General features: G+C 59.0%; 17 protein-coding genes, 1 tRNA gene and 2 pseudogenes. 11 read left to right on the top strand and 9 right to left on the bottom strand.

All coding sequences use genetic code 11. The annotated features are described in order from the left end of the window. Positions 1-47: 47 nt before the first annotated feature. A complete protein-coding gene (locus M2401_RS20695) occupies positions 48-554 on the bottom strand; it encodes a cell envelope protein SmpA (protein ID WP_259105594.1) in 507 nt (168 codons plus the stop codon). 321 nt (positions 555-875) lie between these two features. Here M2401_RS20695 and mgtE point away from each other — a divergent pair, with 321 nt between their 5' ends. Continuing rightward, positions 876-2,318, top strand: a complete 1,443-nt coding sequence (gene mgtE / locus M2401_RS20690; RefSeq protein WP_259105593.1) for a magnesium transporter — start codon at positions 876-878, stop codon at positions 2,316-2,318. Between the two features lie 135 nt (positions 2,319-2,453). Here mgtE and M2401_RS20685 read toward each other — a convergent pair whose 3' ends face one another. The 3 genes from M2401_RS20685 to M2401_RS20675 all read right to left on the bottom strand — a co-directional run bounded on the left by M2401_RS20685 (position 2,454) and on the right by M2401_RS20675 (position 3,598). Beyond that, complete coding sequence (locus tag M2401_RS20685; protein WP_259105592.1) at positions 2,454-2,786, bottom strand: Arc family DNA-binding protein; 333 nt, start codon at positions 2,784-2,786, stop codon at positions 2,454-2,456. Between the two features lie 372 nt (positions 2,787-3,158). Further along, on the bottom strand, positions 3,159-3,344 hold the full coding sequence (locus M2401_RS20680; RefSeq protein ID WP_259105591.1) for a PA3371 family protein: 186 nt from the start codon (positions 3,342-3,344) through the stop codon (positions 3,159-3,161). Positions 3,345-3,373: 29 nt separating this feature from the next. Then, the gene (locus tag M2401_RS20675; RefSeq protein ID WP_259105590.1) at positions 3,374-3,598 is read right to left on the bottom strand and encodes a hypothetical protein; all 225 of its coding nucleotides are present in this window, start codon (positions 3,596-3,598) and stop codon (positions 3,374-3,376) included. Between the two features lie 318 nt (positions 3,599-3,916). On the opposite strand from M2401_RS20675, the gene M2401_RS20670 reads away from it, so the two are divergent. The 3 genes from M2401_RS20670 (at position 3,917) to M2401_RS20660 (ending at position 6,755) form a co-directional block, all read left to right on the top strand. Beyond that, positions 3,917-3,993, top strand: a tRNA-Arg gene (locus M2401_RS20670). 284 nt (positions 3,994-4,277) lie between these two features. Continuing rightward, the gene (locus tag M2401_RS20665; RefSeq protein ID WP_259105589.1) at positions 4,278-5,417 is read left to right on the top strand and encodes a mandelate racemase/muconate lactonizing enzyme family protein; all 1,140 of its coding nucleotides are present in this window, start codon (positions 4,278-4,280) and stop codon (positions 5,415-5,417) included. Between the two features lie 42 nt (positions 5,418-5,459). After that, positions 5,460-6,755, top strand: a complete 1,296-nt coding sequence (locus M2401_RS20660) for an MFS transporter (RefSeq protein ID WP_259105588.1) — start codon at positions 5,460-5,462, stop codon at positions 6,753-6,755. Positions 6,756-6,775: 20 nt separating this feature from the next. Here the strand turns inward: M2401_RS20660 and M2401_RS20655 are convergent, their stop codons facing one another. Further along, positions 6,776-7,624, bottom strand: a complete 849-nt coding sequence (locus M2401_RS20655; RefSeq protein ID WP_259105586.1) for a LysR substrate-binding domain-containing protein — start codon at positions 7,622-7,624, stop codon at positions 6,776-6,778. A 222-nt stretch (positions 7,625-7,846) separates the two neighbouring features. Between M2401_RS20655 and M2401_RS20650 the strand changes: the two genes are divergently transcribed. Both M2401_RS20650 and M2401_RS20645 read left to right on the top strand, forming a co-directional pair. Then, on the top strand, positions 7,847-8,938 hold the full coding sequence (locus M2401_RS20650) for an Ldh family oxidoreductase (protein ID WP_259105584.1): 1,092 nt from the start codon (positions 7,847-7,849) through the stop codon (positions 8,936-8,938). Positions 8,939-9,064: 126 nt separating this feature from the next. Then, entirely contained in the window at positions 9,065-9,319 is a 255-nt protein-coding gene (locus tag M2401_RS20645; protein ID WP_259105582.1) for a DUF1652 domain-containing protein, read from the top strand. A gap of 76 nt (positions 9,320-9,395) precedes the next feature. Here the strand turns inward: M2401_RS20645 and M2401_RS20640 are convergent, their stop codons facing one another. The 3 genes and pseudogenes from M2401_RS20640 to M2401_RS20630 all read right to left on the bottom strand — a co-directional run bounded on the left by M2401_RS20640 (position 9,396) and on the right by M2401_RS20630 (position 11,390). After that, positions 9,396-9,605 carry an SPOR domain-containing protein gene (locus M2401_RS20640; protein ID WP_259105581.1) on the bottom strand — a complete coding sequence of 70 codons (210 nt, stop codon included), beginning with the start codon at positions 9,603-9,605 and terminating at the stop codon, positions 9,396-9,398. 118 nt (positions 9,606-9,723) lie between these two features. Then, positions 9,724-9,858 (bottom strand): annotated as a pseudogene (locus M2401_RS20635) (carboxymuconolactone decarboxylase family protein); the annotation flags it as partial. Between the two features lie 59 nt (positions 9,859-9,917). Next, on the bottom strand, positions 9,918-11,390 hold the full coding sequence (locus M2401_RS20630; RefSeq protein ID WP_259105579.1) for an MmgE/PrpD family protein: 1,473 nt from the start codon (positions 11,388-11,390) through the stop codon (positions 9,918-9,920). A 118-nt stretch (positions 11,391-11,508) separates the two neighbouring features. On the opposite strand from M2401_RS20630, the gene M2401_RS20625 reads away from it, so the two are divergent. Beyond that, entirely contained in the window at positions 11,509-12,408 is a 900-nt protein-coding gene (locus M2401_RS20625; RefSeq protein ID WP_259105578.1) for a LysR family transcriptional regulator, read from the top strand. A gap of 106 nt (positions 12,409-12,514) precedes the next feature. Here M2401_RS20625 and M2401_RS20620 read toward each other — a convergent pair whose 3' ends face one another. Next, complete coding sequence (locus M2401_RS20620; protein ID WP_259105576.1) at positions 12,515-13,408, bottom strand: LysR family transcriptional regulator; 894 nt, start codon at positions 13,406-13,408, stop codon at positions 12,515-12,517. A 119-nt stretch (positions 13,409-13,527) separates the two neighbouring features. On the opposite strand from M2401_RS20620, the gene M2401_RS20615 reads away from it, so the two are divergent. The 4 genes and pseudogenes from M2401_RS20615 (at position 13,528) to M2401_RS34660 (ending at position 17,949) form a co-directional block, all read left to right on the top strand. Continuing rightward, complete coding sequence (locus tag M2401_RS20615) at positions 13,528-14,922, top strand: M20 family metallopeptidase (protein WP_259105574.1); 1,395 nt, start codon at positions 13,528-13,530, stop codon at positions 14,920-14,922. Between the two features lie 62 nt (positions 14,923-14,984). Continuing rightward, on the top strand, positions 14,985-16,271 hold the full coding sequence (locus M2401_RS20610; protein ID WP_259105572.1) for an MFS transporter: 1,287 nt from the start codon (positions 14,985-14,987) through the stop codon (positions 16,269-16,271). Between the two features lie 52 nt (positions 16,272-16,323). Then, a pseudogene (locus tag M2401_RS34665) lies at positions 16,324-17,091 on the top strand (MCP four helix bundle domain-containing protein); the annotation flags it as partial. After that, positions 17,086-17,949 carry a methyl-accepting chemotaxis protein gene (locus M2401_RS34660; RefSeq protein ID WP_409033961.1) on the top strand — a complete coding sequence of 288 codons (864 nt, stop codon included), beginning with the start codon at positions 17,086-17,088 and terminating at the stop codon, positions 17,947-17,949. The pseudogene M2401_RS34665 and the gene M2401_RS34660, both read left to right, overlap by 6 nt. The last annotated feature ends 48 nt before the right edge of the window (positions 17,950-17,997 follow it).

The following is a 17,997-nucleotide window of genomic DNA, read 5'->3' as shown; positions in this document are numbered from 1 at the left end:
CTTCGCCGCCTTAGGCAGCTCCTACAGTTCGCTGTGTGCTGTTGGAGCTACTTCTTACCTTTCACACACCCATCCAGATCAAATATCACGCTATTGCTGCGACCTTCCTCGTTTTTATAGGTGAAGTGCTGCTCGCCATTGCGGCTGGTGATGCGATCAGGCCTGCCCAGCATATTTTCCACATCCCGACGGGTCATACCGGGCGGTGTCTGATGATTCATGATTGCCTTGCGGCGTTGTTCGGGGCTCAGGCGATTGCCGCAGCCGTCCTGCCATTCCCCTACAACCAGAATCTCCTCTTCCTTTATCGGCTTGCCGGCGCTCCTGCGGTTGTATTGCTGGCGTGATTCTGCCGGTGGCAGCACGGCAAATCCGCCTCCGGGTGGCGGGTTATATGCGTGTTGTACAGTGCGTTCGTGGTTCATCGGGCAGGAGAGGGTGGTGAAGGTGATATTGCCCTCTGCGTCCTCGCAACGATTGACCAGGGTGGCCGAAGACATGGCGGGCAGGCAGATCAGGGTGGCAAGCAATATTCCTGGGCGGTAGGCTGGCATTCGACGTCCTCCTTGACGGCAGAACGATAGCCTAGCCAAGCGCTTTTTTTCCGGCGAGCGTGTTTTCTTGGCTGAATGTAACGTCGCACTATTAAATGTTTCCTCGTTGACTCAAGTGTGTGTTGCAAGCATTTGTTTCAGGTTGAATTTTGTCGCCTCCGGCATGCCCAAGCGGTGTATCATTGCGCCCGTCAGCCCCGCCGGGGCTTGTGGAAAACCTCCATGGACTTACCCAGTAGTTACTTGACCGTACGATTCAACAATCATGCACTAACTGATTGATCCCCCGGCGTGCTCCTCCGCTGGGGGTGGAGTTCGCCTATGACCGAAATCGAAGTAAAAAAGACGCAGGAAAGCTTGCAGGATCGACTGGCTCAGGTCGTCGAGCTGCTGCAGCGCCAGCGTGTTGTCGAAGACCTGACTCACCGCCAGGAAGGTCAGAACCAGGATCGTGTGGAAAACCTGGTGCATCGGCAAAATCTCGTCGAGCTGCAACGCAAGCTCGATGATCTGCACTCCGCTGACGTTGCCTATATCCTCGAAGCATTGCCCCTCGAAGAGCGTCTGACGGTCTGGCAGCTCGTCAAGGCCGAGCGCGACGGCGACATCCTCCTCGAAGTATCCGATTCTGTTCGTGAAACCCTGATCGCCGACATGGACGATCACGAGTTGTTGGCGGCGGCCAAGGAAATGGACGCCGACGAACTGGCTGACCTTGCCCCCGAACTGCCCCGTGATGTCGTTCATGAGCTGATGGAAGCTCTGGATGTGCAGCAGCGCGAGCGTGTACGTTCGGCGCTGTCCTACGAAGAGGATCAGATCGGTGCGCTGATGGACTTCGAGATGGTCACCATCCGCGAAGACGTCAGCCTGGAAGTGGTCCTGCGTTACCTGCGCCGCCTCAAAGAGCTGCCGAGCCATACCGACAAGCTGTTTGTTGTTGACTACGACGGCATTCTCAAGGGCGTGCTGCCGATCAAGCGTCTGCTGGTCAACGATCCCGACAAGCAGGTTGGAGAAGTCATGGCCAACGATCCGGTGAGTTTCCATCCGGATGAAGACGCCTACGACGCGGCCCAGGCCTTCGAGCGTTACGACCTGATCTCGTCCCCGGTGGTCGATAAGAACGGCAAGCTGATCGGCCGTCTGACCATCGATGAGATGGTTGACCTGATCCGTGAGGAGAGCGAGAGCGAAGTCCTGAGCATGGCCGGTCTGCGCGAAGAAGAAGATATCTTCGCCTCGGTCTGGCGCTCTCTGCGTAACCGTTGGGCCTGGCTGGCCGTCAACCTGATCACTGCGTTTATCGCTTCGCGGGTCATTGGCTTGTTCGAAGGCTCCATCGAGAAGTTGGTCGCACTGGCGGCGTTGATGCCCATCGTGGCGGGTATCGGCGGTAACTCTGGCAACCAGACCATCACCATGATCGTGCGCGCCATGGCGTTGGACCAGGTCAGCACCGGCAATACCAGTCGCCTGCTCCGCAAGGAGCTGGCGGTTTCTCTGATCAACGGCGTGATCTGGGGCGGCGTGATCGGTATCGTTTCCTACCTGCTCTATAACAGCTGGTCACTGGGCGTGGTAATGACCGCAGCGATGACCCTGAACCTGCTGTTGGCGGCACTCATGGGCGTTACCATCCCCATGGGTCTGGCGCGTCTGGGGCGCGATCCGGCCATGGGGTCGAGCGTGATGATCACTGCGGTGACCGACAGTGGCGGCTTCTTCATCTTCCTCGGCCTGGCGACCATCTTCCTGATGTAACCCAAGCCTGCTCTGCGCTCAAAAAAATGCCCCGCATCCACCAATGCGGGGCATTTTTGTTGGCGCTGTCGTCAGCTTGCGGCAGGCACAAAAAAGCCGGCAAGGGCTGCCGGCTTTTTGTTGTAGCTCTGCATATCAAGCTTCAGCTTCTGCTGCGGCCATTTCGGTGTCGTGAGCGATAAGGGCAAGCAAAGCGTTCTGTTGGCGGTGGGCCAGTTGCCGAAAACGTTGCAGCAACTCGCGTTCGTGCAAGGACAACTCAGGGCTGTCAAGGCGCATGCTTGGCTCTTGGCCAAAAGCACCTTCCTGAACCAGGCTCTGTTCGAGTCGAGCGATGATTTCGGAGTTCATGCTGCGGTGGTGGTTTTTCGCCACTTCAGCTATGTGTTCACGCATGCCGTCTGGCAGACGTACAACGAACTTGTCAGCCGTGCGGCTGGAATAAACAGCCTGTTTTATTGGGCGCATATAGTTAACCGGTAAGTTCAGAGGAGCGGTTCTCGCAATTGGCCGCAAGGTGTCATGTTCTGACAGCCACATTGGCAAAATGTTCAACCTGGATTGTCAATTGAGGTCAGCATCATGCCCCAAACTGCCAGATCCTTGGCGTCAATTCTGTGACCAAATATTGACTCAGGTAACGGCGATTTGCCAGCACCAATTATCAGAATTGCGAGCGGTTTTGCAAAGCACTATGCAGCAACGCTCATCTGATAGCCGTTTTCAAATCGCCTTACATTTTGACCGATGATGGCTATCTGTCTTCAGCGTAGAAGGTTGCGGGGCAATTGCGCGGATTTGCCGACAAACGCGGCAGGATGACGGGGAGAACTGCGCCGATCAGCGCAGGACTGGATCAAACTTGAAACGGCGTCCGACGATCAGCGCGGCAATAAACAACGTGAAGAAAACGCCGGCAGTGATTCTGGCTAGAGTGGTGAAGGCGGGTGCCTGATCGGGTATCAGGTAGCTGACAACCACGGCCATCAGAGTCAGTATCGCGAACGACAGGGCGGATTTCGACATGACGCAGGCTCCTTCGTGGACGGCAGACGCTAGAAAACCCAGCGCGGGGTGGTGTCAGGTGTGGTCACTTCACTGTCGTTGGCCAGTACGGTGCTTGCCGGCGTGGTGCGCAGCGCCAGGCGAGTCGCCGGTTGCATCAAGTGCGGTTGCGATTGAACGATGACCTGCTCACTCCGCTCGTCAGCGCCCGAGAAATGCAGTGTTGCCAGGGTAGCCAGGGCTGCGACGTTGAGTGCGCAAAGGAACATGTTCATTTCGAGTACCTCCACTTGAGACTATTTTTTGGGGGTGTCCACGAGGATGAATAATGCAGCCTGCATGCCAATAGTTTATCGAATAAAAACCCTTTTAAATCAATATGTTAATAGTGTATGACAAGCCTGTTGCATTGCGTTTTGCAATGATGGCTTTTCGCTGTGTTGCAATTTGCACGATGGCCGTTGTCGGGGGGGCGTCCTTCAGACGCGTACTACAGGTTTGAGGGCCAATGACAACATGACAAAACCGGCCCTTATCGCTAAGATGCACGCCGTTCTCACCGACGCCATTCGCGCGTCAGTCCGGCGCCCAGTGTCTCAGTAGCTCAATTGGATAGAGCATCCCCCTCCTAAGGGGAAGGTTGGCAGTTCGAACCTGCCCTGGGACACCATATAACCAGTGGGTCAGAATTTGCCCCTCATGCGGTTGGTGTACCTACCTTTGCTGTATTGAGTACGTGGCAGTGACCTGATGAGTCGCTGAAGCGGATTTAATGGCTCGTGCCTCCATATTTCGAAACCCTCGCTTTGTTGGCTAAGCCATCCCCGCGCTACCCATGTCCCTTGCTGGTCGCCAGCATTACAAAATGTTTCATGCTCCTCTCTATGGTTGTACGATAACGTACGAGATCAACTGCACACCCACAAATCCAATAACACTTGGGGAGAGCGAGCTATGGTCATTCATAGTATTGAAATCATCCGTATCAGCATGCCGTTCACTACAGGCACAGAACATCGGCAGAATCTTGGCCAGGCCAAGGACGACGATGCGTTCAACGCCGCTTCGCCGACTCACCGCAAAATGGAAAGCCTGATGCTCAAGGTCACCACCGAAGGCGGAATGGTGGGCTGGGGCGAAGCGTTCGGCCACGGTTCCAATCCGGTGACATTCAAAGCCTTGTCCGATGTCGTCGGGCCGATGTTTATCGGTACGCGGCTTGTTGATCGTGAGCAGACCATGGAAAAAGCCAAGCGTGCTCTGCACGGCTTCGGTTCAACGGGGGCGATGGTCTATGCGCTTTCGGGCATCGACATTGCGCTATGGGACCTCGCCGCTCAGCAGGCCGGGGTGCCGCTCTATCAACTACTGGGGGGAACGGCGCGCACGCTGGAGTTGTATGCCAGCCTGGTCAGTTACGGCAATGACCCGGCCGAAGTGCATCGTCAGGTCAGCCGCGCTCGGGAGTTGGGCTTTCGCAAGATCAAACTCCATGAAAACCAGGTCGAAGCGATTGCTGCGGCGCGCTCGGCGCTGCCGGTGGCTGCGGGTGAATTGATGGTCGATGTCAATTGTCCGTGGTCGGTGAGCGAGGCCAGTGATATCGCGCGGCAACTGCAACCGCTGGAATTAACCTGGCTGGAAGAGCCGGTCTGGCCGCCTGATGACGTGGCTGGCCTGGCCCAGGTACGCCGGGAAGGCGTGCGGTTATCTGCGGGCGAAAACGCCGCCGGTGTGCAAGGCATCAAGGCCTTGCTCGAGCAGCAGGCCGTCGACGTCCTGCAGCCTAGCGTGGCGAAGATTGGTGGCATCGGTGCGATGCTCCAGGTCTTCGCCCTGGCCAGGGAGCACGGCGTGAAGGTGGTGCCGCACTGTTTCTATTTTGGCCCCGGTCTGCTGGCCGTAGCGCACTTGTGCACCTTGCTGCCTGAAGAGGTGGCCGTGGAAGTGCCGTTCATTGAGTTCGAGCGCTTGCTCTATCCGGCCTTGGCCTTTACGCCACGCATGGATCTGCCTGCGGCCGCCGGTCTGGGTTTTGCCCCGGATGTCCAGGTGATCGAAGACTACTGCATCGGGCGCGTTGTGATCGATTAAGTCCACGCTGCTGTTTCACTCTACAAAAAAGGCCATAGAAAAATGAAAGGCAACTATCGCTGGTACATCGCCGCCCTGTTGTTCTTTGCAGGCATGCTCAATTATCTGGATCGTGCAGCGCTCTCAGTGGTCGCACCACTGCTCAAGAGCGAATTGCACATTGATGATGCGCAGATGGGGTTTATCTTCAGCGCCTTCTTCATCGGCTATTGCGCACTGTGCTTTATCGGTGGCTGGGCGGCCGACAAGTATGGCCCAAAAAAAGTGTTCGCCTGGGCGGCGGGTGGTTGGTCGGTGTTCTGTGGGTTGACCGCAGTGATTACCGGCTACGTACAGTTGTTGATTTTTCGGGTGCTGTTCGGCATGGGCGAGGGGCCCATGGGCACTACCACCAATAAAGCCATTACCAACTGGTTTCCCCGGGAAGAAGCAGGTCTGGCCCTGGGGCTGACCAACTGCGGGCAACCCTTGGGCGCGGCGGTGGCGGGACCGGTGGTAGGGCTGGTTGCCTACAACTATGGCTGGCGCGTGTCCTTTGTTGTGATCGCAGTGCTGGGGGCTTTGTGGTTGTTTACCTGGCTGACGATTTTCAAGGACTCGCCCGAGCAACATCCCAAAGTGTCCCCGGCTGAGCGCGAGTTGATCAGAGTCAGCCGCGAAGAAGTGCTGGTGGAAAGTGTCGAGGAGGGCCGCAGCCTATTTAGCTATATCTTTTCCGTTCCAGTGCTGGCGGTGGCGACTGCATTCTTCTGCTTCAACTACGTCCTGTACTTTTTCCTGACCTGGTTACCCAGCTATTTCATGGACTATCAGCATCTGGATATCAAAAGCATGAGCATCATCGGCGTGATTCCCTGGCTGGGCGCGGCGGTGGGTTTTCTCGGCGGCGGCTTTGTCACCGATCTATTGGGCCGCAAGCTCGGCAATGTGATTCGCGCCCGTAAAATCATGCTCACTATAGGTCTGGGTGTTGCCGCAGCCTGTGTGCTGATTACCACGCAAGTAGCGTCGCTGGGGATGGCGGTTGCCTGCATCACGGTGTCCAGTATTTTCCTGTTCGTGACTCCGCAGATCTGCTGGGGACTGATCCAGGATATTGTGCCCAAGAATCGTGTTGGCGGCACAGGCGGCTTCGTTCACCTGCTTGCCAACCTGGCCGGGATCATTGCGCCGACCTTGACTGGACTGGTGGTGCAATACGGTGGCGGTTACAACGTGGCGTTCGTTATCTCGGCCGCAGTGTGCGGCGTCGGGATGGCGGTGGTGGTGCTGGCGGTGAAGGGGGTAAACCACCGGACAGCGGTTGCGCTAACCCGCCAGGCTCCTGTGCCTGACTGATACCCCTTGGTACGCGACGGTTAGAAGCTCCTGTTCTCCAACGACTCAAAAAGCCGTCGCGCCAAAGCATTATTGCCGATTGAACCCAGATAAAGCTTGAAACTGACATCCGGCAATCGCGGCAGGGCCATGTCATCGCCCAATACCCGTAGATCATTCCCCAGCATTTCTACCGAGCGCGCCGTTACACCCAGCCCGGCGCGTACGGCTGCGCGCACGCCGACCAGGGTCGGCGAGGTGTAGGTCACTCGCCAGGCAATTGCGCCGCGATCCAGTGCCTCGGTGGCGATGCGTCGGAAATAGCTGCCTTCTTCGGCGACGATCAAAGGCAACGGCTGGCTCGGATCGTAGTGAAACGAGCCCGCACACATCCAGACGATGGGTGATGTGCGCAGGGTAATGAAGCGCAGGCCGGGTGCCTCGATCCCGGCCACGGTCATATCGATTTCCCCTTGTCGCAGCGCTTGAAGCAGTTGTGGGCTGCGACCGATATGAATCGATATTTTCAACTCGGGAAAGTTGGCCGAAAAATGCGCCAGCAGATTGGGCAGCAGGCTGTCGGTGATGTCGTGGGGCGCGCCCAGACGGACTTCGCCGCTCAACGCCGTGCCGCCCAGGGCGATGCAGGCTTCGTCGTTGAGGGCCAACAGACGCCGGGCATAGTCCAGCACCTTGAGGCCGTCGCCGGTCAGTTGCTTGCCCCGGCCGACGCGGCTGAACAAGGTCTTGCCGAGTTGTGCCTCCAGGCGCTGCATCTGTTGCGTCACCGCCGATTGGGTGCGTGACACCGCTTCTGCGCCTGCAGCAAAGGACCCGCCTTCGATGATCGCGACGAAGGTGCGCAGCAGTTCGATATCGAGGTTCTGCATGGTCAGTTCAGTTTTTCTAATGAATTTTGCTGGGGAATTGGCTTATTTGGCTGGCGGGGCATGTTTATAGTTGATGAAAGATAAGCGTTGAGCAAGCGCTACGACTGACTAGTAAGCCTGCTGAATAAACGCGGTGTTCCCGTAGGAGCGGCTTTAGCCGCGAGCAGGCCCTCCCGGCTAAAGCCGGTCCTACGCAATCTCACTTCATCAAGAGGTCCCCTCATGACTGCTGCCGATAACCCCGAAGCCCCAACCATCCGCATCGCCCCGGACCGCCTGGTGGAGTTTGCCGCCGATGTCTACCAACGCATGGGTGTGCCCCGTGAGGACGCCTTGTTCACGGCAGACTCCCTGGTCCAGGCCGACCTGTGGGGCCATCAGTCCCATGGCCTGTTGCGCCTGGGCTGGTATATGGCGCGCCTGCAGTCCGGGGCCATGAAACCAGAGACTCTATGTCGGCTGGAAGTGGATAGCGGCGCGATTGCGGTGCTCGATGGGGGTGATGGCCTGGGCCAGGTCGTCGCCAAACGAGCCACCGAGGAGGCGGTGCAACGCGCCAAAAAGCACGGGGTGGGCGTGGTATCGGTGCGTAACTCCAACCATTTCGGCACCTGCATGTATTTCACCCGGATGGGCGCGCAGCAGAATTGCATCACCCTGCTGATGAGTAACGGCGGGCCGAACATGGCGCCCTGGGGCGGGCTGAAGAAAAAGATCGGCACTAACCCCTGGTCCATTGCTGCGCCAGCAGGGCGCTATGCGCCCATGGTCATGGACATGGCCAACTCCGGGGTCGCCCGGGGCAAGATTTATCTGGCCAACAATCGCCGCGAACCCATACCTGCGGACTGGGCGATTGATGCCCAGGGCCATCCCACCACTGATCCCAAGGCCGCGCTTGAGGGCTTTATCCTGCCCATGGCCGGGCACAAGGGCTATGTGATGGGTGTCATGGTCGATGTTTTGTCCGGTGTGTTGTCGCGCAGTGGCTTTCTGGAGGGCGTACATGGGCCTTACGATCCGGTCAATCGCAGCCGCGCTGGCCATCTCGTACTGGCCTTGAACGTCGAGGCGTTTCAGCCTGTCGCCGACTTTCATGCCTGCATGGAGAGCTATATCGAATCCCTTAAAGACGTGCCCCTGGCTGCCGGACATAAACAGGTCTTTTATCCGGGGGAAATGGAGCAGCAGGCTGACGAGGCCAATCGCGCTCAGGGCGGGGTCATGCTGGCCATCGATACCCTTAACGATCTGCGGCGGATCGAGCAGGAATTGGGGCTTTCGTATCCAGACCTCTTCGAGCGGGTGGGCTGACAGGCACGCACACGTTAAATAGTGAACGTAAATGACGTATTTCAGGCGTCAACAAAGCGCATTGATGTGATTATAATTTTCGGACTGATACCTCAGGCATCCAACCAATAACAAGCGAGGCCCGAAATGATCTCCAGCCTGGAGTTACGTCACATCATTGAAGCGGCGTTTCTACCGACAAAATGTGCCTGCACCATCAGTTCAGACGGCACCATGACGATTCAACTGAGCAGCCCGGACAACGCCGAAGAGCAACTGACCGTGACCGGCATCGATGCCACATCCATGGCCAGCAGTCGCGCCATTGCTGCTCTGGTGGCTGAACTCAAGGAAGAATTGCGGCTCGGGCGGCTGACCATTCAGGAACGGCTGAAGGCTTGATCACCTTCAAACCCGCTGATCCATGGCCGCGAGCTTTGCTTGCGGCCATGCCATTACCGCCGTCGCCATTCCGTGGTCAATGCAGGTTCGACGGCTTTTGCGTAGGTGCCGATTGTTCCGGCCTCTCCTTGTAGCCGGGCAGGGATGCCGCGAAGGCCAGGGCCTCTTCTCGCGAACCAAAGGCACCCAGTCGATCGGACTTGGTGCACACTCGCCAATCGCCACTGTTGGCGCTTATTACGTCATAGCCATTCATATGTATCTTTGTGAATGTTGGAGCAGTCATGGTCACCTCCGGTGCCCGCCATATCGGGCGTGATTGTTGGAGGCACGACGCTTTTGCTCGTTCTGCCTGAGTTGCCGAGCGGTCGTACCCTTCGTCGGCTGTCGATGCAGATAACCTCCTAACCCTGCGCGGTCCTGGCCGCAAAAACTTCCTTGAGCACCGGCACCGCCGACATCGCCTTCGGCCAACCGACGTAAAACGCCAGATGGGTTACCACCTCGCTGGCCTGGATCTGGGTCAGACCATTATCCAGGCCCAGCTTCCCGGCTAAAGCCGGTCCCACAAAAGCCATCTCCATGGTCGTCAGAAAAACTACACCACCGCCGCCTTGGCAATCTGCGCCGCGCTGTCGAGCTTCTCCACCGACCAGCAGGTGTCGATCAGTTTGCGCACCTGGGCGTCGGGCAGGATGCCTTTGGCCAGGTCGGTGAACTTGGCTTCCAGTTGCTGATCGGTCATGGGCACTTCCAGGCTGCCGATCGCGTGCTCGATGTATTTATGCAGGGTGCGGCCATCTTTCAGGGTGATGGTCATGTCGACCTGCTCCGGTTTGATGGCCGGATCGATGGTCGCCACGACCCGTTCGCGCAGCGCGATGACCTTGGGGTCGTTGACCGCGCGGTCGCTGTACTGGCGTTCCCCGGCGGCGCCTTCGATGATGGCCACGGCCACCGAGTGATAGATGCTGAACTTGCCTTCGAGGCCGATCTTCGGGGTTTTCTTGCCGGTCAGTTCGATCACCAGCGGGTGCACCTTGAGGTCGATGCGGGCGATCTGGTCTTCGCTCAGTTTGTACTCGTTGCGCAGTTGAATCGCCGCGTCCAGTGCCGGGTGAATGACGATGCCGCAAGCGAACGGCTTGTAGGTATTGAGCGCCGCTTCATAGCGTTGGCCCAGGCCTTCGGTGATTTCCCGATAGTCCTGCTTGGTGCTGATGGTATTGGCCCAGCCGCGCTTGGCTTCGATCATGCCATCGGAACTGGTGTAGTCCTGCGCCGCCAGCAGTGCCGCGAACAGGCCGTTGCTGGCGGCCCGACCGGGGTTGAAGCTCTTGTTCATCGAGCCGAAGGATTCGCGCAGGCCCACAGGCTGCGATGCTGCCAGGCCCAGTGCCCAGACCATCTGTTGCTCGCTCAGGCCGAGAATCTTACCGGCCGCCGCCGCGGCGCCGAATACCCCGGCGGTCCCGGTAATGTGCCAGCCGACGTCGTAGTGGTTCGGATACACCGAGTTGCCGATGCGGCATTCGGTTTCCACGCCCAGTATCAGCGCATTGAGAAAGTCTTTGCCGGACACCGGATGGTATTCGGACAGCGCCAGGATCGCCGACACCACAGGGCCGGCCGGGTGGATGATGGTCTTCAGGTGGGTGTCGTCGAAGTCGAAGATATGGCTGGCTACGCCATTGAGGAACGCGGTGTTCATGATGTCCAGACGTTCCGTGCGACCCAGCAGGCTGGCCTGGGCCGGGCCGGAGAAGGGCTTGAGCGCCGACAATGCGCGCTCGACGGTCTCGTGATGGGAGCCGCCTACGGCCACGCCGACCCAGTTGAGCAGGGTGCGAGTGCCTTCCTTGCGCACATTGGCCGGCAGGTCTTCGTAACGGGCGTTGACCAGGTAATGCGCGAGGATGCGGGTCACCGGTTCAGGCGTGGCGGGTGCTTCGGCGGGTTTCTTGATGGTCTCTCCTTGCGCCAGGGCGGACAGGGAAATGCCCGAGGTGCTTGCGGCAATCGAGGCAAACGCGCCCGCTTTCAACAGGCCGCGGCGATTGATCGTGCTCATGGGGATGTGTGCTCCATTAGTTATGATTGTCTGGTTGCACGTGCTTGCAGGGCAGCACGGGCCAATCATGGCGTCACGGTGCTAGCATGTGAATTGCAATAATCTTATGGATCTATGCATGCCGAACATGAATCTGGAAATGAGCGACTTGCGCGCCTTTGTCGCCGTCGCCGAACTGGGCACCTTCAGCGCCGCCGCTCATGATTTGCATCTGTCGCAACCGGCCCTGTCACGACGCATTTCCAAGCTGGAAGCCAAACTCGGCGTGCGCCTGCTCGAACGCACCACGCGGCGGGTCGACCTGACGGCGTTTGGTCGGGATTTCGCGCGCAAGGCTCGGGATATCCTCAATAGCCTGGACGAGTCACTGCTGGGCCTGGGCGAGGTAGCGGGGCGCATGAATGGCGAAGTCACGGTGGCCTGCGTGCCGTCGGTGGTGCGCTATTTCCTGCCCCAGGTGCTGCGGGCATTCCATGAGAAATACCCGCGCATCCTCATCCGGGTGATGGATGAGGGCGCCAGCGAGGTGCTGTCCAGTGTGGTGCGCAGCGAGGCTGATTTCGGCCTGAACTACATTGGCGTGCAGGAGGCCAATATCGAGTTTCAGCCGGTGCTGAAAGAGGCGTTCGTGGTGGCCTGTCGCCGTGATCATGCACTGGCGGGCCGTGCGCACGTCAGCTGGAGCGAGTTGGGGCAGTACGATTACATGAGCGTGGCCAAGGCCAGCGGCAACCGTTTCCTGCTGGACCTGGCCCTGGCCGACAGCCCGGATTTGCCGCGAGCGTTTTGCGAAGTTCGACATGTCATGAGCGTGGTCAGCCTGGTCGAGGCCGGAGTGGGCATTGCCGCGGTTCCGCGCCTGGCCATGCCGGACGATGATCATCCCCTGTTGGTCAGCGTGCCCCTGGTGGATCCGGTGGTCAGCCGCACGGTGGGGTTGATTCGGCGGCGGGGGCGGGTGTTGTCAGCGGCGGCGCAGCAGCTTTATGACCTGATCAGTGAAAAGAGCGCTTCATAAGGGGGTTGCGCACCGCGCTGGCGCGCAGCAACACAGCACCGTAGGACCGGCTTTAGCCGGGAGGGCGCGCTCGCGGCTAAAGCCGCTCTTACGGCAAATCCTCTGTTCAGTGCGCCCTAGCAAGACCTTCCAGATGTTCGATCAACGCCCCGATAAACACCTGCAACGACCCCGGTAGCGAGCGCTTGGGCATCACCAGTACCTGAATGGCGCGATCGGCGAATTGCGGGTTGGATAACGCAACGGAGACCAGGCCATCTTCGCCCTTGGCCCGCTGGCTGATGGCGCCGCCGAAGGCGATCGTATCGGAGTGGCGGACAAACTCGTGGATGGCGCCGGAGTAGTTGCAGGTCATGACGTGATTGAAGCTCAGCGCTTCCATCTGGCAGACCAGATCAAACAACTGCCGCTGGGTCGTGCCCTTGGGCGTCAGGGCCAGGGGAAAGGGCAACAGCGAGCGCAGCGATAAGTGTTTCTGCTGTGCCAGGGGATGGGTCGCGCGCATGACGGCGCGGATAGCGGAGCGGCCCGAGTGAAGCACCTCGACGCCCTCGCTGGGTTCGGTACTGAAGGTCAGACCGACGTCGGCATCGCCACGCCTGATTTTTTCGGCGCATTCGTGGGGTGACATGACTTCGAGAGCGTACTGGAAGCCGGGATGCTGCAGGGAGTGCTGAATCAACACCGAGGGCAGAAAATAGCGCGACAACCCTTCGGTCGACACAAGTCGAATGACTTTGGCCCCTGGATAATCCCCTTCACGCAGATCCGCCAGCAGGTTCTGTTCTTCCAGCGAAGCGCGCCGGGCATGGTCGGCCAGGGTATTTCCGGCGGCAGTGGGCTCCATGCCCCGTGGTCGTCGCTCGAACAAGGGCACGCCGATACTTTCTTCCAGCAAGGTAATCTGCCGGCTCACGGCGCTGGGCGCGATATGCAGGCGTTCGCCCGCGCCAGCCAGGGAACCGGCATCGATCACGGCGAGAAAGTAACGATAATCCACGGCGGAGTTCCTGATTTTTTGGCTTCTAATAATTAGAAGTCATCCGTCAAAAAACAGCAATATACAGTTCGATGACCTTGCTTTTATATTGGCCTGAACTTCCTCCACCCGGAACTGCAATGTCCAAGCAACTTGCACTCGCCAATGTTCGCCAGTATCTGTCCGACGGCCATTTTGAAGATGATCTGCGGCGTCGTGTCGCCATTCGCAGCGAAAGCCAGGACCCGGATCAGGCACCCGAATTGGCGCGTTATCTCCACGAAGAAATTGAGCCAGTGCTGATACGGATGGGCTTTGCGTGCCGGGCGCTGGAAAACCCGAATGGGGCGGGGCCTTTGCTGTTTGCTTCACGGCACGAAGGTGATGATTTGCCCACGCTGCTGACTTACGGGCATGGCGATGTGGTACTTGGCTATGACGAGCAGTGGCAACAAGGGCTCAGCCCCTGGACCCTGACCCGGGAAGGGGAGCGTTGGTACGGGCGCGGCACCGCCGATAACAAAGGCCAGCACAGTATCAATCTGGCGGCCCTGGAACAGGTGATCAAGGCTCGGGAAGGGCGTCTGGGCTTCAACGTCAAGGTGCTCTTCGAAACCGGTGAAGAGCGTGGTTCGCCCGGATTGCGCGAGGTCTGCACCGAGCACCGGGAGTTGCTGGCCGCCGATGTATTCATTGCCTCCGATGGCCCGCGCCTGAACGACAGTCGGCCGACGATATTTCTCGGCTCCCGGGGTTCAGCGTTGTTCTCCCTTGAGGTGCGGGCGCGGGACAAGGGGCTGCATTCGGGCAACTGGGGCGGCGTCATGGTCAATCCCGCCGTGGTTCTGAGCAACGCCCTGGCCAGCCTGGTTGATCAGCACGGTCGTATCCGTTGCCGTGGGCTGGTTCCCTCATCCATTCCCGGGCCGGTGCGCGAAGCAGTCAAGGATCTGGGGATCGACCGGCATTCATTGGGGCGAAGCCTTGACGAGCACTGGGGCGAACCCGGCCTCACCCTTGGCGAGCGCTTGTTTGCCTGGAACACCGTTGAAATCCTGACCTTTACCGCAGGCAACCCGGCCAAACCGGTGAACGCCATTCCGCCGTCAGCGCTCGCTCATTGCCAACTGCGCTTTGTGGTGGGCACCGACTGGCAGCATCTCGAAAGCATCCTGCGCCAGCACCTGGATGCCGAAGGTTTTCAACAGGTGGAGATCAAGATTGATCGCTGCACTCCGGCCACCCGACTGGACCCCGATAACCCTTGGGTACGTTTCGCCAAAGACTCCATCGGCCGGACCACGCCGCGCAAGATTGCCATCTTGCCCAACCTGGCCGGCACCTTGCCCAACGACATTTTTGCCGATGTGCTGGGGCTGCCCACCCTGTGGATTCCGCATTCCTATCCCGGTTGCTCGCAACATGCGCCGGACGAACACATGCTCGAACCCGTCATCCTCGAGGGTCTGGAAATCATGACAGCGCTGTTCTGGGACCTGGGCAGCGTCGACTGCCGCAAAAACAATAATAAGTAAGGGTCTGCACAGACCTATTTGTATCTGCCGCTCACACACTTACAACATCAGGAGCGCCTGGCATGTCAGCATTATCTTCAACCGCTACCCCCGCAGCCGAACAAGGCAAGTCCATCTGGAAAGCGGTTTTTGCCGCCCTGATCGGCAACACCCTTGAGTGGTTTGACCTGTCGGTCTACGCGTACTTTGCGCTGACCATCAGCAAGGTGTTCTTTCCTGCTTCGGACCCCGCCGTATCGCTGTTCATGGCGTTCGCCACGTTCGGCATTTCCTTTCTGATTCGCCCGCTGGGGGCTGCGGTGCTGGGCTCCTATGCGGACCGCCAGGGCCGCAAGAAAGCGCTGACGCTGTCGATCATGTTGATGCTGGCCGGGACTGCGATGATCGCGATCATGCCGGGCTACGCCGCCATCGGTATTGTCGCGCCCATCGGCATCTTGCTGGCGCGTCTGCTGCAGGGCTTCTCGGCCGGGGGGGAGTTCGGCAGTTCGACGGCCTTCATGATGGAGCATGCACCGCAAAAGACCCGCAATTTTGTCGCCAGTCTGCAGTTCGCCAGCCAGGGTTTTGGCGTGGTCATCGCGTCATTGTTCGGCTATTTCCTCACCACAGGCCTCAACGACCAGCAGATGCTCGATTGGGGCTGGCGCGTACCGTTCTTCTTCGGCCTGATTCTCGGGCCGGTCGGGCTGTATATCCGTAACACCGTGGACGAATCGCCGGCCTTCAAGGAAAGCGAGCCCGGCTCTCGGCCGTTGCGCGAAGTGCTGGTTTCGCAGAAAACCCTGCTGCTGGTGGCCATGGGTGTATTGATCGTGTCGACGGCGTCGAACTTCATGATCAAGTACATGCCGTCCTACGCTTCGACCACCCTGAATATTCCTCAGTCCTCGGGCTTTCTGGCGACTTTGACTGGCGGCCTGATCCTGACTCTGGTCACGCCGGTGGTGGGCTATATCACCGGTTATGTCAGCCGCATCAAGATCATGCTCTGGGCGTCGATCATCTACATCCTGGCGATCTTTCCGGCGTTCTTCTGGCTCAATAAAGTGCCCAGCGCCACCTCGTTGCTGTTGGTGGTGTCGATGATGGCGCTGATCAAGGCGGTCTACTTCGCACCCTTGGCTGCGTTGATGGCGGATGTCTTTCCGATCCAGACCCGGGTCACTGGCATGTCCCTGAGCTACAACCTGTCGGTCACCATTTTCGGCGGTTTTGCCCCGGTCATCGCTACAGGTCTGATCGCGCTGACCGGCTCGCAACTGGCGCCCAGCTTTTACCTGATCGGCGCCGCCGCCCTGAGTATTACCGCTCTGCTGGTGGCCAGCCGCAAACTCAAGCTGGTCTGATCAACCGCTACCTCGCTTAGCCACGCTTTCTCTATCTAACGAGCACACGACCATGTTTCTTCGAAATGTGTCCATCGCCCGCCGCGCGGGTGTTGGCTTTGCCTTGATTTCCCTGTTGGTCGCGTTGCTGGGTTGGTTCGCCTTGCTGCAGATGTCGGCCATCCGGCAGAGCGAGGTGACGGTTGAAAGCCGTTGGATGCCGAGCATGCGCCTGGTCAACGATATCCGCGACTCGCTGCTGCGTACCCGGACAATCTCGCTGCGCATGGCGCTCGACCTGGACCCGGCGCAGATGAGCGAGTATCACCGGCAGATGGATGTGCGTAATCAGGATTTGGCGAAAAGACTGGAAACCTTCGCCGGCTTTCCCAATACCCCGCAAGAGCGGCAGTTGACGGATCAGTTCAGGGCCTCCCTGGCCAATTATCAGCAGTTGATCGTGCAGGCGTTCGACCTGGCGCAGCGAGGCGACTCGAAGGCCCTGGCCCGGCTGTTGCTGGTCGACATGAAACAGGTCGTTGATGAGTCCGGCAAACAGATCAATGAACTGTGTGATTTTTACGCCCGGAAAATCGACGAAGAAGGCGTGCAGGCTCAGGCGCAATACAGCCGCTCACACAGCGTTGTGTTGATCGTGGTAATAGCGGCGGCGCTGAGCACGATTATCATGGCCTGGCTGCTCACCCGCAGCATTACCGGGCCGTTGAGAGAGGCAGTGATTGCCGCTGAGTTTGTGGCCGCAGGGGATTTGACCCAGACCATCGGCATTGTCGGCAAAGACGAGGTGACCCGCTTGTTCCAGGCCCTGGAGCAGATGCAGAACAACCTGCGCGGCACCCTGCGGCAGATCGGCAGTTCGGCCACGCAACTGGCCTCGGCGGCCACTGAGCTGAATTCGGTCACCCAGAACAGCAACCGCGATCTGCATCAACAAAATGCCGAGATCGAACAGGCGGCGACTGCCGTCAACGAGATGACTTCGGCGGTCGAAGAAGTGGCGCGCAATGCGGTATCGACGGCCGAAGCTTCCACTCAGTCCAACGATTCGGCGCGAATTGGCCAGGCGAAGGTCATGGACACGGTGCAGGCCATCGAGCGCTTGAGCGGCACGGTGACCAGGACGGCGACACAGGTGCAGAACCTCGCCGATCGCTCCCAGGATATCGGCAAGGTGCTTAACGTCATTCGTTCGATCGCCGAGCAGACCAACCTGCTGGCGCTGAATGCTGCGATCGAGGCCGCCCGGGCGGGTGAGTCCGGACGCGGCTTCGCCGTGGTGGCCGATGAAGTCCGTGCCTTGGCTCACCGAACCCAGCAATCGACTCTGGAGATCGACAGCATGGTCAATGCCATGCGTGACGGCTCGACGCAGGCCCTGGAGTCGATGCTGGTCAGCCGCGAACACGCCGATTCAACCCTGCAATTGGCCAAGGGGGCAGGGGCGTCGCTGAGCGATATCACCCATTCGATCAATCAGATTTCCGAGCGCAATCTGGTCATCGCCAGTGCCGCCGAGCAGCAGGCGCAGGTAGCCCGGGAGGTGGATCGCAATATCGTCAATATCCGTGATCTGTCCATGCAGTCGTCCTCGGGGGCCCAGCAGATCAGCGTTTCCAGCGAAGAGCTGTCGCGCCTGGCTGTGGAGTTGAATGAGGTGGTGACCCGTTTCAGGGTTTGATGGGCAATGCTTGTGGAGAAACAAAGCCCCGCTCAGGCATGACCTGGC

Source organism: Pseudomonas sp. JUb42, from assembly GCF_024807945.1.
Classification (GTDB): domain Bacteria; phylum Pseudomonadota; class Gammaproteobacteria; order Pseudomonadales; family Pseudomonadaceae; genus Aquipseudomonas.
Note: the sequence above shows the minus strand (reverse complement) of the source record. Positions and strands in the feature narration are given on the sequence as shown.